A 15,078-nucleotide genomic window follows, 5' to 3' on the forward strand; every position below is an offset into this window, starting at 1 on the left:
CTCCCATGATCGCGTGCCGCATCGAACCGAAGGGACAGATCGAGCCGGAGGGGGAGGGCGTCTGGCGCTCCACCGGCTCCGACCCGCAATTCCGCCTGACCCATCCCCGCGGCGGACGCCTGTTCCCGTTCCGGCTCGCGGGGGGCTGGGTCCGCATCCGCGCCGATCTCGAAGGGCTGGGCTCCACGAAACCGGTGCCGCTGCTCTACGTCGATGACGGCTCGGGTTTCCGCGAGGACGAGGCGGTCCGGCTCGAAGTACGGGAGCACGGAGGGATCGACGACCTCGTGCGCCTGCCGCGCCGGGTGCGGGGCCTGCGCCTCGATCCGCTGGCCGCGAGCGGGCGCTTCCGCCTCGCCCGGGCGACGCTGGAGCCGCTGCGCGGGCCGGCGGCCGCGCTCGCCGTCGCCCGCCGGCTCGTGGCGCGGCTGCCGGAGGAAGAGCGGGGGGCCGCAGCCCTGCTCGGGCGGCTTGCCGGCCTCGCCCTGAGCCGGCCGCCCGCCGCCCTGTGGCGGGCGTTCTGGGACAGCGCCCGGCCGCGTCCCGCCGCGGCCTCCTACGCCGCCTGGATCGAGCAGGTCGAGCGCCCGGCCCTGCCGAGCCCGGAGGCGATGCGGACGGCGATCGCGGGGTTCCGCCTCCGGCCGCGCATCTCCATCGTCATGCCGGTCTACAACACGCCCAAGCCCTATCTCGCGGCGGCGCTCGCCAGCATCCGGGCGCAAGGCTATCCCGACTGGGAACTGTGCCTTTGCGACGACGCCTCGACCGCCCCGCACATCGCACCGATGCTCGATGCGCTGGCGGCGGACGAACCGCGGGTGCGGCTGCACCGGCGGACGCAGAACGGGCGCATCGTGGGGGCGAGCAACGACGCCCTGGCGCTGGCCACCGGCGACTGGATCACGCTGATCGACCACGACGACGTGATCCCGCCGCACGCGCTGTTCGCCTTCGTGAGCGCCCTGAACGCGGATCCGCAGATCGATTTCCTCTACTCGGACGAGGACAAGATCACGGTGGAGGGGGAGCGCTACGAGCCGTTCTTCAAGCCGGACTGGTCGCCGGAGACGCTGGAGGCCTGCATGTACACGGCCCATCTGGCGCTCTACCGGCGCGACATCGTCGCCCGGATCGGCGCGTTCCGGGCCGAGTGCGAGGGCGCGCAGGATTACGACTTCGCGTTGCGCTACACCGAGCACGTCACCCGCGTGCACCACGTCCCCCAGGTGCTCTACCATTGGCGGGCGATCCCCGGCTCGACCGCCCAGGCGATGGACAACAAGGGCTACGTGGTCGCCGCCGCCATCCGCGCCCTGGAGGACCGGGCGCGGCGCACCGGCGGGCTCGATTCCGTGCGCCCCACCGCCTTCGCCGGCAGCTTCCACCTGCGCCGGCCGCTCACGGAACGGCCCGTGGTCTCGATCGTGATCCCGACCGCCGGCCGCGACAGCGCGGTTCGCGGCCGCACCGTCGATCTGCTCGCCGCCTGCCTCGCCAGCATCCGCGAGAAGAGCAGTTACGACAACATCGAGATCGTCGCGGTCGACAACGGCGACCTCCGGCCCGCGACGAAGGAGGCGCTGGAGCGCTTCGGCGCCCGCGCCGTCACCTGGGACCAGCCGGTCTTCAACGTCGCCGCCAAGATGAATCTCGGCGCGCGGGCGGCGAAGGGCGACGTGCTGGTCTTCCTCAACGACGACATCGAGGTGATCAGCCCCGACTGGATCGAGGCGATGCTGGCGCTCCTGCAGATCCCCGGCGTCGGCGCCGTCGGCCCGAAGCTCCTGTTCGAGACCGGCGAGTTGCAGCATGTCGGCGTCACGGTGATTGACGCGACCCCCGACCATCCCCGCCGCTCCTATCCGCGGGAGGATCCGGGCCACTTCTTCTCGACCGCGGGCAACCGCAACTATCTCGCGGTGACCGGCGCCTGCGTGATGGTGCGCCGGGCCGATTTCGAGGCGATCCAGGGCTTCGACGAGGGCTTCGCCATCAACTACAACGACGTCGATCTCTGCCTGCGCCTGCGCGAGCGCGGCCTGCGCAGCGTCTACTGCGCGGAGGTCGAACTCTACCACTACGAGAGCCGCAACCGGGCGCGCACCGTGGCCGAGGACGAACAGGCCCGTTTCCGCGCACGCTGGGCGGAGGCGATTCCGCGCGATCCCTATTACAGCGAGTGGTTCGAGGCGCTGCCGCCGACCTTCGAACTCGATCCGGCACGGTTCTGATGTTTTGCGGGGTGAGATCCCCGCTCCCCGCCGCGCGGGGAGAGGGGATGCCCGCCGTCGATTGTCCTGAAAAGGCAGGGACTTGCCCGCTCACCCCGAACTGATCATCTCCTTGATGCGCCCGGCCAGCACCTCCATCACGAAGGGCTTGGTGATGACCTGCATGCCGGGCTCCAGGTGGCCGTTGCCCACCGCCGCGTTCTCGGCGTAGCCGGTGATGAACAGCACCTTCAGCTCCGGCCGCAGGACGCGGCCCGCATCGGCCACCTGACGCCCGTTCATGCCGCCGGGCAGCCCGACATCGGTCACCAAGAGGTCGATGCGCACGTCCGATTGCAGCACCTTGAGGCCGGACGGGCCGTCGGCGGCCTCGATCGCGGTGTAGCCGAGATCCTCCAGCACCTCCGTCACCAGCATCCGCACCGTCGGCTCGTCGTCGACGATCAGCACCGTCTCGCCCTGCTCGGCTCGCGGCGCGGCGGCGAGGTCGGGAGCGGGATCCGGCTCCTCGGCGGCCCCGTAATGGCGCGGCAGGTAGAGACACATCGTCGTGCCCTGGCCGACCTCCGAGTAGATCCGCACCTGCCCGCCCGACTGGCGCACGAAGCCGTAGATCATCGACAGGCCGAGACCGGTGCCCTGGCCGATCGGCTTCGTGGTGAAGAACGGATCGAACGCCTTGGCGATCACGTCGGGGCTCATGCCGGTGCCGGTATCGGTCACGCACAGAGACAGGTACTGGCCGGGATCGAGGTCGCGCTCCCGGGCGCCGCGGTCGTCGAGCCAGCGGTTGGCGGTCTCGATGGTGATGCGCCCGCCATCCGGCATGGCGTCGCGGGCGTTGATGCAGAGGTTGAGCAGCGCGTTCTCGAGCTGGCTCGGATCGACCAGCACCGACCACAGCCCGCCCGCGGCCACCACCTCCAGGGTGATCGAGGGGCCGATGGTGCGGCGCAGCAGTTCCTCCATCCCCATCACCAGCCGGTTCACGTCGGTGGGCTTGGGATCGAGGGTCTGGCGCCGTGAGAAGGCGAGCAGGCGGTGGGTCAGCGCCGCGGCGCGCTTGGCTGCCCCCTGCGCCGCGTTGACGTAGCGGTCGATCTCGGTGAGCCGCCCTTGCGCGAGGCGGGTCTGGAGCAGTTCGAGCGAGCCGGTGATGCCGGTGAGCAGGTTGTTGAAGTCGTGGGCGAGCCCGCCGGTGAGCTGGCCCACCGCCTCCATCTTCTGCGACTGGCGCAGGGCCTCCTCGGTGCGCATCAGTTCGGCGGTGCGGGCCGCGACCTGCTGCTCCAGGCTCGCATTGAAGGCCTCCAGCTGCGCCTTGGCCCGCAGTTCCGCCTCGATGTTGCGCGCCTCGATGACGGTGCCGATTGGCGCGCCGCCCTCGTCGCGGATCGGGCTCGCGGTGAAGGCGACGGGGTAGAACGAGCCGTCGCGGTGGACGAAGATCTCCTCGCCCTGCTCCTGGTTGTTCTCGGGGAACGCCTGATCGATCGGGCATTCGTGGAGCGGGTAGGGGCTGCCGTCCGGCCGGGTATGGTGGACGACATCGTGGAGCGCCTGGCCCCGCGTCTCCTCCAGAGTGTAGCCGGTCAGCCGCTCGGCGGCGCGGTTCATGTAGGCGCAGTGCTGGCGCTCATCCATCATGAAGATGGCCTGGGTCGCGTTGTCGAGCACGGCGTCGAGGCGGCGGGTGGCCTCGACGAGCCGCTCCTCGGTCGCCTTTCGCGCGGTGATGTCGATGGCGCTGCCGACGCCGCGCAGGCACCGCCCCTCCGCATCGAACACCCCGCGCCCCTTGGCCGCGACCCAGCGGATCGTGCCGTCCGCACCTCCGACCGTGCGGAACTCCTCATCGTAGAAGGCACGGGTGCCGGGATCGAGGGCGGCGGCGAAGGCGGCGGTGACCCGCGCCCGGTCGTCCGGATGAAGGCCTTCGGAGAAATCCTCGAGGGTCACGTCCGCCTCGGGGGCTAACCCGAACATCGCCTTGATCCGCGGCGGCCAGAACAGGGTGCCGGCCCGCGGATCGAAGTCCCACAGGCCGATCTCGCCGCTCTCGACGGCGAGCCGCAGGCGCTCCTCGCTCTCGGCGAGCGCCAGTTCGGCGGCGCGGCGCTCCTCGATATCGACCACCGAGCCGATATAGCCCAGAAAACGCCCGTCGGCGGCAAAGCGCGGGCTCGCGGTGTCGATCGCCCAGCGATAGGCGCCGTCGCGGCGGCGCAGACGGTATTCGAGGCTGAAGCCCTCGTGCCGGGCATTGGCCGTCAGGAAGGTCTCGCCGGACCAGCCGCGGTCGTCCGGGTGGACGGCCTCCAACCAGCCGAGGCCGAGGGCCTGCGCCTCGGTCTGGCCGGTGAACTCGTACCAGCGCCGGTTCAGGTACTGGCAGGCGCCGTCGGCATCGGTGACCCACATCATCACCGGCGCATCGTCCGCCATGGTGCGGAAGCGCGCCTCGCTCTCGGCCAAGGCCGCGTTGCCGGTGATCCGCTCGGTCACGTCCGAGCCGTCGACGAACACGCCGGTGATGGTGCCCGACGCGTCGCGCATGGGCTGGTAGACGAAATCGAGGAAGCGCTGCTCGGGCACGCCGCCGGGCACCCGCAGGAGGGTCACCGGCGCCCCGTGCGCGGTGTGGCTGCGGCCGGTGGCGTACACCTCGTCGAGCAGCTCGAAGAAGCCCTGGCCCTCGACCTCCGGCAGGGCCGCGCGCACCGGCTTGCCGAGAATGTCGCGGTGGGCGACGAGCCCGCGATAGGCGGCGTTGGCGAAGGCGAAGACGTGGTGGGGGCCGTCGAGCACCGCGACGAAGCTCGGCGCCTGCTCGAACAGCCGGGCGAAGCGCTCGCGCTCGGCCTGCATCTGCCGTCCGGCACGCACCGCGGCGGTGGTCTCCGAGCAGGCGCAGAACATGCCCGCCACCGTGCCGTCCTCGCCCCGCACCGGCGTGTAGCCGAAGGCGAAGTGCGTCTCCTCCGGGTAGCCGTTGCGGTGCATCGTGAAGGTGATGTCCTCCATATGCGTGGCCTCGCCGGCATAGGCCCGCGACAGGATCGGCTCCACCTGATCCCAGATGTCGTGCCAGACCTCGTCGAAGGGCCGGCCGAGCGCCTTCGGGTGGCGCGCGCCGCACATCGGGGCGTAGCCGTCGTTGTAGAGCGTGACATGCGCCTCGCCCCAGACGATCAGCATCGGCTGCTGCGAGCCGAGCATCACGCCGACCAGGGTCTTGAGCGCCGCGGGCCACGTCTCGGGTGGCCCGAGCGGCGTCGCCGCCCAGTCGAGTCCGCGCATCAGCGCGCCGGCCGCGCCGCCGCCGGCGAGGAAGGAGGGTGCGGTGGTCACGCGGCCGGCCTCCGGCGCGGCCAGAGCCCTCCGCCGGGACGCGGCGCGCGTCGGCGGAGTGGCGAGCGGGAGGGGATCGGACCAGAGGGCCGATGCGGAGACGGGAATGAAGCGGACAAGGGTGAAGCGCGACCGTGTGTTCGAGAGCGTTCAACGCAACAATCGGGCAGCCGTGCCATCACTGGATGCCGGAAGCCGCGTCGGGCGCCTCCCGGATGCATGCCATGGCGCGAACCGGCGGGTCGCGCCAGAGGTTTGATGCCGCTCGATCGGTTCGCCCGAACCGTGTGAGGACGGCGTGAGGACGGCCGCACCTTGCGCCGCCGCACCGGCCGCGCCAGCATCCGGCGGCCCGCGGCGCACTCGGCCGGCACCGGCCCAGACCGGATCGGGCGGCCTGCGGTCTGCCTGCCACGCGGCCTGACATCCGCGCTTGGCACCCGAGCCTGGTACCCGAGGGGATCCTTTTCGTGGACGCGCTGCCTTCCTTCTACGACGACCTCGACGGCTTCCGCGCGGAGGGCTGGCGGCGCCTCGCCGAGGGGGTGGCGAACCGGCACAGTCCGTTCCACACGCCCGCGCTCGCCACCGTCGACGCGGCGGGGCGCCCGCGGCTGCGCACCGTGGTGCTGCGCGCCGTCGAGGCGGGGGAGAGGAGCCTGCGCTTCCACTGCGACCGGCGCTCGGACAAGGCGCGGGAGATCGCGCGGAGCGGGCGCGCCGCGCTTCACGTCTACGACGGCCAAACCAAGCTCCAGCTCCGCCTCGAGGGGCGGGCGCGCCCGCACCACGACGACGCGGTGGCCGACGCGGCCTGGGCCGGCGCCCTGGCGATGAGCCGGGTCTGCTACGGGATCGAGCCCGCCCCCGGCACCGCGCTCGCCACGGGCGACGCCTACGCGCTGCCCGGCGAGGATCCGGAGGCGCGCCTCGGCCGAGAAAACTTTTGCGCGGTGGTGCTCACCGCCGAACGGATCGACCTGCTCTACCTCGACCGGCGCGGGCACCGGCGGGCGGTTTTTTCCTGGGAGGGAGCGGGCTGGGACGGGACGTGGGTGGCGCCTTGAGGGCAAAACCCCGTTCGCCTTCAGCATACAAGGAGCGGCGTGTGACCCGTCTCGGACTTTCTTGAGGTCTGCTTGTCGCCCGAGCGGGCCTCCGGTCAGTCGAGGGAGCGGAAAACAGGCAACGCGGATCGGCGGCGCGCGTCAAAAATGATCGATGTCTCAATACGTGTGACGCCAGGTCTGTTGGTGAAGTGATCGAGAGCGAGATCCTTCAGGTGCCGGGTATCCCGTACGAGGACGTGGACAACCAAGTCGTAGCGGCCGGTCACGAGGAATGCCGAGCGGACCTCGGGCACCTCGACGATGTCATCCATGAACGTGTCCACGGTGCTGCGCTCGTGCTTGGCGAGTTCAATCATGAAAAGCGCTTCGAGCCCGATACCGAGCGCCTGCGGGTCCACGTCGGCATGCATGCCACGCAGGATGCCGCTCTCTCGCAGCCGCCGGATACGTTCGTGCGTAGAAGATGGGGCCAGCCCCACCTCTGCGGCGATCTCTTTCACGGACAGCCGAGCATTCTGCTGCAAAAGGCGCAAAATGCCGACGTCCAATCGGTCGAGATCGTCCTCCGGCTTCTTTTGCCGTAATCCATTCGTTCGATCGGCCGACATACCGACGATAGTATCAGGAGATTAGGAGCCGAACAGAGGAAAGACCGATGCCAGCCTTCGACCTGCCCCGGCTTGCCGAGCTCGTGGACGTCGATGTCGAGCGTTTTCGTCGGGACGGTTTCCTCGTCGTCGAGCGCGTCCTGTCCGACGAGCGGATCACGGCGCTCCGCGACAGCTTTCCTCGGCTCTTTGCGGGCCGGTTCGACACGGGCGTCTATCCAGACGAGTGGTACTGGCGCGAGGGCATGAGCCTTCCCGACGTCACCCGGCACATGGCCAACGCCTGGAAGGCGGATCTGACGATCGCGAAGCTGGCTCTGTCGGCCGACATCGGTCGGGCCGCGGCTCACCTCGCGGGCTGGTCAGGCGCACGGCTCGGTCAGGACACGATCTGGTGGAAGGCTCCGAAGACGAAGCCCATCGCCCACCACCAGGATTCATCCTTCATGGACTTCCTGGACCCCACCCAGACTGTGACGTGCTGGGTCACGCTCGACGATACACACCAGGAGGCAGGTACCCTCGAATACGTCCCCGGTTCGCACCTGTGGCCGCTCACGCCCTTGCCGACGGCATTCCACGGTCAGGACGACTACCGCGCTCCGATGAGAAACGCCGCAACGTCCGTGGGCATCGAGCCGCCGGAACCAGTGTTCATCGCGGTGCCGGCGGGATCATGCGTGTTCCACGCGGGGGAGATCTGGCATGGTTCCGGCCCCAACACGACGGGTGACCACATGCGCCGGTCGGTGGGCATCCACATGATCTCACCTGAGGTACGGTTCAGCGACCGGCCGGGCGGCTACATCTATCGCAGATATCAGCGCTATGACGATCCGGCCCTCGATGAGAGCTTCTTCCCGTACACGTGGTCGGAGCAGAACGGGCGGACGACTTGGCTCGACGGCTACTGCGAGGATGGCCGGCGGAGGCAACCACAACAGACGGTCGCCTGAGCAACGGCCCGCATCCGCTTCGATGCCGGATTCGCCACGCGTCCGACGCGGGCTCGGAGCCGGACGTCCCTTCCGGTTGTCAAGCCAGCGACCGTCCGCACCTACGGCGGTTTCTCACAACATCAGTTCGATAGAATTCTGACCTCACGCCACAGCCGCCATCCGCGCGAACCCGGCCTCCAGATCCGCCTTCAGATCCTCCGGATCCTCCAGGCCGATATGGAAGCGGAGCGCCGGGCCGCCCGGCTGCCAGCGTGTGGCGGTGCGGTAGACGGTCGGGTCGAAGGGGATGACGAGGCTCTCGAAGCCGCCCCAGGAAAAGCCCATCCCGAACAGTTCGAGCCCGTCGAGGAACGCGGCCAAGGCCTCCTCCGAGACGGGCTTGAGGATCACGCCGAACAGGCCCGAGGCGCCGGAGAAATCGCGCTTCCAGATCGCATGGCCGGGATCGTCCGGCAGCCCCGGATGAAGCACCCGCAGCACCTCGGGCCGGGACTGGAGCCACGCGGCCATGGCGAGCCCGCGGGCGCCGTGCTCGCGCAGGCGCAGGCCCATGGTCCGCAGGCCGCGGAGCCCCAAAAAGATGTCCTCGGGGCCGGGGCAGTTGGCGAAATGCTCGTAGGTGCGCTTGAGCGCCGGGTAGTGCTCCGCATTGGCCGAGACGAGGCCGAGCAGCAGGTCGGAGCCGCCGCTGAGATACTTGGTGCCGGCCTCCACCGCGAGATCGACGCCGCGCTCGTGCGGCGGGAACAGGAGCGGCGTCGCCCAGGTGTTGTCCATCACCACCGTGCCGCCGCGGGCATGCATGGCCTCGGCGATCGCCGGCACGTCCTGCATCTCGAAGGTCTGCGAGCCCGGCGCCTCCACGAGCACAGCACGGGTGTTCTCGTGCATCAGGCCGGCGATGCCCGCGCCGATCACCGGGTCGAAATATTCGACCTCCACGCCGTAGCGCTTGAGCACCCCATCGCAAAAAATCCGGGTCGGGCGGTAGGCGGAATCGGTGACGAGGAGGTGGTCGCCCGCGCTGACGCAGGTCATCAGCGCGAGCGTCAGGGCCGAGAGGCCGGACGGCGCCAGCACCGTGCCCGCTGCCCCCGCGATCTCGCTCCAGGCCTCGCAGAGCGCGTCCATCGTCGGCGTGCCGGAGGTGCCGTAATTGTAGCGCCCGCGCCGGTGCTTGATGTCGTCGTAGGTGGGATAGAGGACCGTCGAGCCGCGATAGATCGGCGTGTTGACGAAGCCGTGCTGGGCGCCGGGATCGCGCCCGGCGAGGACGAGGCGGGTGTCGGCGCCGAAGCGGCCGCGGTCGCGGGGAGGGGACTTGGACATCGGCCTCGGAAGGGGAGAGAGCGGGCGTTGCCGCCCTTTCAGCCCTCCGGGGCCGGAAGCGTCAAGACATGCCTCACTCCGCCGGGTCGTCGGTGGCCGCCTCCTCGTAGGCCTGGAGCCAGGCCGCACGGTCCTGGGAGCCTTCCGGATAGGGGCACGCCTCGACGCTCTTGCCGTAGAGCCGGGCGTTGCGGCCCTGGATGAAGGGGCTATCGCTCGCCGTCGCCTGCTCGTTCATGGCGCAATCCTTTGCCGGTTGTCCTGAATAGGGCCGGTCCGCGGCGGGTCCGGCCGTCCGGTTCATTAACGACAACGGGCGCATCCTGTTTCCGGGGCCGCCGTTCCCGGTCCCGCGTCGCCCGCGTATCCGAGTTCCCCATCGTGAGCATCCTGCGCGTCATCACCTTCGCGACCGTCACGGGCCTCGGCACGCTGTCGGTCGTCCTCGTGAGTGCGGACCGCCTCATGCATCAGGCGGTCGCCGCCGTACCGGCCCCGACGATCGCGCGGGCGGCACCGATCCTGCCCGACCCCGTCACGACCGGCACGGTGACGCAGGGACCGGCGGCCGAGTCGAAGAAGGAGCGCATGCTCACCGGCTTCGACACCGAGCGCCTCAACGCGCTCATGCGCGGCGAGACCGTTCCGGCACCCGCGCGCAAGCGCTGACCGCGGGCCCGCTCCAGGCTACAAGCGGCGCCCCGCCACGCCGCCGACCGTGCAATCTTGGGCCTGATCTACGCGCTCGCCGCCTATCTGAGCTGGGGCCTCGTCGTCCCGGTGCATTTCCGCCTGCTCGACGGCGTCCCGCCCGGGACGATCCTGGCGCAGCGCATCCTCTGGTCGGCGCTGCTCGTCACCGGCCTGATCGCGCTGCTGCGCAAGCGGCTCGCCAACCCCTTACCCTTGCGGCCGCGCCATGCCGGGCTCCTCGTCTCGGCGGGGCTGATCGCGGTCAACTGGATGCTCTACCTCGTGGCGGTGACGAGCGGGCACATGCTCGACGCGAGTCTCGGCTACTTCATCAACCCGCTGGTCTCGGTGGCGCTCGGCGCCCTCGTCCTCGGCGAGCGCCTGCGCCCGGTCCAGGGGGTCGCGGTGGCCATCGTCGTGCTCGGCGTGGTGATCGCGGTGGCGATGGCGGGGCGGCTGCCGCTGCTCTCGCTCGGTCTGGCGGTCACCTTCGCCCTCTACGGACTGGCGCGGAAGCTCGTGGCCGTCGACGGCATCGTCGGCTTCTGCGCCGAGACCTTCCTTCTCCTGCCCGCCGCCTTGGCCTACCTCGCCTTCGCCGCGGCCCCGGTGCCCGAGGACGCCCGCACCTGGGTGCTGCTGGCCCTCACCGGCGTGACCACGGCGCTGCCGCTGATCTGGTTCGCCGCCGCGGCGACACGGCTGACCCTCGCGACCCTCGGCCTGATGCAGTACATCGCCCCCTCCTGCCTGATGGGGCTCAGCACGCTGGTCTACGGCGAGACCCTGACGCCGGACCGCGTCGTGCTGTTCGGGCTGATCTGGCTGGCGCTGGTGCTCTATGCCTACGATGCGCTCCGTCACGAGCGCAGGCGCCGCCGGGCGGCAGGAGAGGTGCGATGACCCGGCTCAACCGCATCACCGACATCGTCGGAATCCGCGTCGGCCATGCCGAGGATGCGCGGATCGCGAGCGGCGTCACGGCGCTGGTCTTCGACACCCCCTTCACCTGCGCGGTGGACGTGCGCGGCGGCGGTCCCGGCACCCGCGAGACCGACCTGCTCGACCCGGCCGCCACGGTGCCGGCGGTGGACGCCCTCGTCCTGTCGGGCGGCTCGGCCTTCGGGCTCGACGCGGCGGCGGGCGTGGTCGCCCATCTCCGGGAAGCGGGGCGCGGCTTCGCGGTCGGCGCGGTGCGGGTTCCGATCGTGCCCGGCGCCATCCTGTTCGACCTGCTCAACGGCGGCGACAAGGCATGGGGCCGCTTCCCGCCCTATCGCGAGCTCGGCCACGCGGCGGCGCTCGCCGCGCGGGACGGCGCCTTTCCCCTCGGCTCGGTCGGGGCGGGGCTCGGCGCCCGCACCGCCAACCTCAAGGGCGGCCTCGGCTCGGCCTCGAGCGCGGTGCCGGGCCTGTCCGCGCAGGTCGGCGCGCTGGTGGCGGTCAACGCCTTCGGCCGGGTGACGATGGGGCAGGGGCCGCATTTCTGGGCGGCGCCGTTCGAGCGCGGGGCTGAGTTCGGCGGCCTCGGCCTTCCGCCGCGCGTGCCCGACGACGCCCTCACATGGCCGCGTGCGCCGTTGCCGGGCGCCAACACCACGCTCGCCGTGATCGCCACCGATGCGGCGCTCACCAAGGCCCAGGCCAAGCGCCTCGCCATCGCCGCCCAGGACGGGCTCGCCCGGGCGATCCATCCGGCGCACACGCCGCTGGACGGCGACGTGGTGTTCGCGGTCGCCACCGGGGCGGTGCCGCTCGGGGACGAGGTGGCCGACCTTGCCCGCCTCGGCGCGGCGGCGGCCGAGACGCTGGCGCGGGCGGTCGCCATCGGCGTCCACGCGGCGACCCGCCTACCCTGCCTCGACCTGCCGGCCTGGCGGGAGCTTTAGCCGTCCGGGATTCCACAAAGATCGTCCCTTTGGCGGGGCGCCGGGGCAGAGCCCCGGCATTCTTCCAGGGCGCTGCCCTGGACCCGCGAAAGGACCCGTCCTTTCGAAACCCGGATTACAGGTTGGTGTAGTTCGGCCCGCCCGGCCCCTCCGGGGTGACCCAGTTGATGTTCTGGTTCGGGTCCTTGATGTCACACGTCTTGCAGTGGACGCAGTTCTGCGCGTTGATCTGGAAGCGGACGCCGTCGCTGGCCGACTGATCCTCCACCCACTCGTAGACGCCCGCCGGGCAGTAGCGGCTCGACGGACCGCCGTAGACGTCGTGCTCGGAGGTCTTCTGCAGCCCCATATCCTTCACCTTGAGGTGGGGCGGCTGATCCTCCTCGTGGTTGGTGTTCGACAGATAGACCGAGGAGAGCCGGTCGAAGGTCAGCTTGCCGTCGGGCTTCGGGTAGGTGATCGGCGTCACCTCGGCGAGGGGCTTGAGGCAGGCATGGTCCGGCTTGCCGTGGCCCAGAGTCCCGAACAGCGAGGCGTTGGCGATCGAGTTCATCCACATGTCGAGTCCGCCAAGGCCGATCCCGACCAGGGTGCCGTATTTCGACCAGAGCGGCTTGACGTTGCGCACCGGCTTGAGGTCGCGCCCGATCGGGCTGTCGCGCCAGCCCTCCTCGTAGGCGGTCAGCTCGTCGCCCTGGCGGCCGGCGACGAGGGCGTCGAAGATCGCGTCCGCCGCCTGGATCCCGGACAGGATCGCGTTGTGCGAGCCCTTGATGCGCGGCACGTTCACGAAGCCGGCGGAATCGCCGACGAGGCAGCCGCCGGGGAAGACGAGCTTGGGCACCGACTGCCAGCCGCCCTCCATGATCGCGCGCGCGCCGTAGCCGATGCGCTTGGCGCCCTCGAACACGTCGCGGATCATCGGGTGGGTCTTGAAGCGCTGGAACTCCTCGAACGGCGACAGGGTCGGGTTCTCGTAGTTCAGATGCGTGACGAAGCCGACCGAGAGCAGGCGATCGTCGAAATGGTAGAGCCAGGAGCCGCCGCCGGCCTTGTTCGGCAGCGGCCAGCCCATCGTGTGCTGCACCAGCCCCGGCTCGAACTTGTCCGGCGAGAGCTGCCACAGCTCCTTGACCCCGAGGCCGTACTTCTGGTGGTCGCTGCTGCGGTTCAGCCCGAACTTGTCGATCAGCGTCTTCGTGAGCGAGCCGCGCGCACCCTCGCCGAACACCGTGTACTTCGCCCGAAGCTCCATGCCGCGGGTGAAATCGTCCCGCGGCTCGCCGGTGCGGGAGATGCCGAGATCGCCCGTGGCGATGCCGGTCACCGTGCCGCGCTCGTCATAGAGCACTTCGGAGGCCGGGAAGCCGGGATAGATCTCGACACCCAGACCTTCCGCCTTGGCCCCGAGCCACTTGACGGTGTTCGAGAGCGAACCGACGAAATTGCCGTGGTTCGACAGGAGCTTGGGGAAGAACACGTTGGGGAGGCTGACGCCGCTGTTCTTGGTCAGGAACAGGAACTCGTCGCGCTCCACCGCCGTCTTCAGCGGGCGGTCGGGATCGTCGCGCCATTCGGGCAGCAGGGTGTCGAGACCGATCGGATCGACCACAGCGCCGGAGAGGATATGCGCGCCGACCTCGCCGCCCTTCTCGACGACGACGACCGAGAGCTCCTCGCCCTTCTCCGCGGAGAGCTGCTTGAGGCGGATCGCGGCGGCGAGGCCGGCGGGTCCCGCGCCGACGATCACCACGTCGAAATCCATGCCTTCGCGTTCGGGCAGCGCCATCCTCATTCCTCCTGCGGCCGTTCGTTGGGGCGCTGTCTCACGCCGCTGCGGCCCAATCCATTGTCAAGATGTCTCTCAAGCGATTCCAAGGTAGGAAGGCAAGTCTGTTCGGGTAGCGGCAGGCCGGCGCAGGGGAACGGAGGGTGCGCCCGTGCGACGATCCGCGGGGCGCACCCGGGCGTTGTCCACAGGGCGCTTCCACGCCACATGAATGAGATGACTGCGAACCACGCGGATAGCGACGCCAGGGCCGACCTGATCTCCTACCTCGACTTCCATGTCGAGGCGGGGATCGATGCGGCCCTCGACGAGCGCCCCCATGACCGTTTCGCTGAGGCCGAGGCAGCCCAGGCCGCTGCCCCGCGGGCCGAACCGGCCCCACGCCGCGAGCCGCCGCCGCGTCGAGAGGCGCCCCCCGGTGAGGACGCGCCCCTGGAATTTCGGCGCGAACTTCCGAGTCGCGACCCGCCGCCGCGGGAACCCCCCCGCACCTACGGCAACGCCGCCGGGGCCAAGCCCGGCGAGGCGGCGGACGACGCGCGGGCGCGCGCCGCGCAGATGCAGACCCTGGAGGAGCTGGAGGCGCTGCTGCGGGGCTTCGAGGGCTGCACCTTACGCTTCACCGCCAAAAACCTCGTCTTCGCCGACGGCAATCCGCAGGCGCGGGTGATGTTCGTGGGCGAGGCGCCGGGCGCCGACGAGGACCGGATCGGCAAGCCGTTCATGGGTCGCTCCGGCCAGCTCCTCGACCGGATGATGGCGGCAATCGGCCTCGACCGGACCAGCGCCTACATCTCCAACGTCGTGCCCTGGCGTCCGCCGGGCAACCGCAACCCGACCCCGCAGGAGATCTCGATCTGCCGCCCCTTCGTCGAGCGCCAGATCGAACTCGCCAATCCCGACATCCTCGTCTGCCTCGGCGCCCCCGCGACGCAGACGCTGACCGGAACCAAGGACGGCATCCTCAAGGCGCGCGGGCGCTTCTATCCCTATCGCTTGAGCGACGGCCGCGAGATCCGGGCACTCGCCACCCTCCATCCGGCCTACCTGCTGCGCCAGCCGGTGCAGAAGCGCCTCGCCTGGCGCGACTTCCGCATGCTGAAAAGTGCCCTCGACGGGAGCGCCCCGGGCAAGTAGGCCCCGGAGCGGCCGGAAG

Annotated in this window: 12 protein-coding genes; 7 read left to right on the forward strand and 5 right to left on the reverse strand. The window is 70.3% G+C overall.

Annotated elements, in window-relative coordinates; genetic code table 11:
• The first annotated feature begins 5 nt into the window (after positions 1-5).
• Positions 6-2,234 (forward strand): glycosyltransferase family 2 protein, encoded by a 2,229-nt coding sequence (locus HNR51_RS11810; RefSeq protein WP_182555072.1) that lies wholly within the window; start codon positions 6-8, stop codon positions 2,232-2,234.
• A gap of 90 nt (positions 2,235-2,324) precedes the next feature.
• Here HNR51_RS11810 and HNR51_RS11815 read toward each other — a convergent pair whose 3' ends face one another.
• On the reverse strand, positions 2,325-5,534 hold the full coding sequence (locus HNR51_RS11815) for a PAS domain-containing hybrid sensor histidine kinase/response regulator family protein (protein ID WP_210280021.1): 3,210 nt from the start codon (positions 5,532-5,534) through the stop codon (positions 2,325-2,327).
• A gap of 521 nt (positions 5,535-6,055) precedes the next feature.
• On the opposite strand from HNR51_RS11815, the gene HNR51_RS11820 reads away from it, so the two are divergent.
• A complete protein-coding gene (locus HNR51_RS11820; protein ID WP_182555074.1) occupies positions 6,056-6,652 on the forward strand; it encodes a pyridoxamine 5'-phosphate oxidase family protein in 597 nt (198 codons plus the stop codon).
• A gap of 95 nt (positions 6,653-6,747) precedes the next feature.
• Here the strand turns inward: HNR51_RS11820 and HNR51_RS11825 are convergent, their stop codons facing one another.
• On the reverse strand, positions 6,748-7,263 hold the full coding sequence (locus HNR51_RS11825) for an Lrp/AsnC family transcriptional regulator (protein ID WP_182555075.1): 516 nt from the start codon (positions 7,261-7,263) through the stop codon (positions 6,748-6,750).
• Between the two features lie 47 nt (positions 7,264-7,310).
• On the opposite strand from HNR51_RS11825, the gene HNR51_RS11830 reads away from it, so the two are divergent.
• Positions 7,311-8,219 carry a phytanoyl-CoA dioxygenase family protein gene (locus HNR51_RS11830; RefSeq protein WP_182555076.1) on the forward strand — a complete coding sequence of 303 codons (909 nt, stop codon included), beginning with the start codon at positions 7,311-7,313 and terminating at the stop codon, positions 8,217-8,219.
• Between the two features lie 144 nt (positions 8,220-8,363).
• Here HNR51_RS11830 and metC read toward each other — a convergent pair whose 3' ends face one another.
• Both metC and HNR51_RS11840 read right to left on the reverse strand, forming a co-directional pair.
• Positions 8,364-9,551: a cystathionine beta-lyase gene (metC, locus tag HNR51_RS11835; RefSeq protein WP_182555077.1), complete on the reverse strand. Its 1,188-nt coding sequence runs from the start codon at positions 9,549-9,551 to the stop codon at positions 8,364-8,366.
• Positions 9,552-9,624: 73 nt separating this feature from the next.
• Positions 9,625-9,789: a ribosome modulation factor gene (locus tag HNR51_RS11840; RefSeq protein WP_012456465.1), complete on the reverse strand. Its 165-nt coding sequence runs from the start codon at positions 9,787-9,789 to the stop codon at positions 9,625-9,627.
• Positions 9,790-9,932: 143 nt separating this feature from the next.
• On the opposite strand from HNR51_RS11840, the gene HNR51_RS11845 reads away from it, so the two are divergent.
• From HNR51_RS11845 to HNR51_RS11855, 3 genes are read left to right on the forward strand one after another with little or no spacing between them, the layout of a single operon-like run.
• Entirely contained in the window at positions 9,933-10,220 is a 288-nt protein-coding gene (locus tag HNR51_RS11845) for a hypothetical protein (protein WP_141953698.1), read from the forward strand.
• A gap of 57 nt (positions 10,221-10,277) precedes the next feature.
• Entirely contained in the window at positions 10,278-11,147 is an 870-nt protein-coding gene (gene rarD, locus HNR51_RS11850; protein ID WP_182555078.1) for an EamA family transporter RarD, read from the forward strand.
• Positions 11,144-12,133, forward strand: a complete 990-nt coding sequence (locus HNR51_RS11855) for a P1 family peptidase (RefSeq protein ID WP_182555079.1) — start codon at positions 11,144-11,146, stop codon at positions 12,131-12,133. Before rarD ends, HNR51_RS11855 begins: the two co-directional genes overlap by 4 nt.
• A 115-nt stretch (positions 12,134-12,248) precedes the next feature.
• On the opposite strand, the gene HNR51_RS11860 is transcribed toward HNR51_RS11855, so the two are convergent.
• Positions 12,249-13,922, reverse strand: coding sequence for an electron transfer flavoprotein-ubiquinone oxidoreductase (locus HNR51_RS11860; RefSeq protein ID WP_182555080.1), 1,674 nt, complete (start codon positions 13,920-13,922; stop codon positions 12,249-12,251).
• A gap of 207 nt (positions 13,923-14,129) precedes the next feature.
• Here HNR51_RS11860 and HNR51_RS11865 point away from each other — a divergent pair, with 207 nt between their 5' ends.
• On the forward strand, positions 14,130-15,059 hold the full coding sequence (locus HNR51_RS11865; RefSeq protein ID WP_182555081.1) for a uracil-DNA glycosylase: 930 nt from the start codon (positions 14,130-14,132) through the stop codon (positions 15,057-15,059).
• Positions 15,060-15,078 lie beyond the last annotated feature (19 nt).

This window comes from Methylorubrum thiocyanatum (assembly GCA_014138645.1).
In the GTDB taxonomy this organism is placed as follows: Bacteria; Pseudomonadota; Alphaproteobacteria; order Rhizobiales; family Beijerinckiaceae; genus Methylobacterium; species Methylobacterium thiocyanatum.

Bases quoted from the DNA above. Each gene is read 5' to 3' on its own strand.
- HNR51_RS11810 (WP_182555072.1), top strand. From the start codon at position 6: ATGATCGCGTGCCGCATCGAACCGAAGGGACAGATCGAGCCGGAGGGG.
- HNR51_RS11815 (WP_210280021.1), bottom strand. From the start codon at position 5,534: ATGCGCGGACTCGACTGGGCGGCGACGCCGCTCGGGCCACCCGAGACG.
- HNR51_RS11825 (WP_182555075.1), bottom strand. From the start codon at position 7,263: ATGTCGGCCGATCGAACGAATGGATTACGGCAAAAGAAGCCGGAGGAC.
- HNR51_RS11830 (WP_182555076.1), top strand. From the start codon at position 7,311: ATGCCAGCCTTCGACCTGCCCCGGCTTGCCGAGCTCGTGGACGTCGAT.
- metC (WP_182555077.1), bottom strand. From the start codon at position 9,551: ATGTCCAAGTCCCCTCCCCGCGACCGCGGCCGCTTCGGCGCCGACACC.
- HNR51_RS11840 (WP_012456465.1), bottom strand. From the start codon at position 9,789: ATGAACGAGCAGGCGACGGCGAGCGATAGCCCCTTCATCCAGGGCCGC.
- HNR51_RS11855 (WP_182555079.1), top strand. From the start codon at position 11,144: ATGACCCGGCTCAACCGCATCACCGACATCGTCGGAATCCGCGTCGGC.
- HNR51_RS11860 (WP_182555080.1), bottom strand. From the start codon at position 13,922: ATGGCGCTGCCCGAACGCGAAGGCATGGATTTCGACGTGGTGATCGTC.
- HNR51_RS11865 (WP_182555081.1), top strand. From the start codon at position 14,130: ATGAATGAGATGACTGCGAACCACGCGGATAGCGACGCCAGGGCCGAC.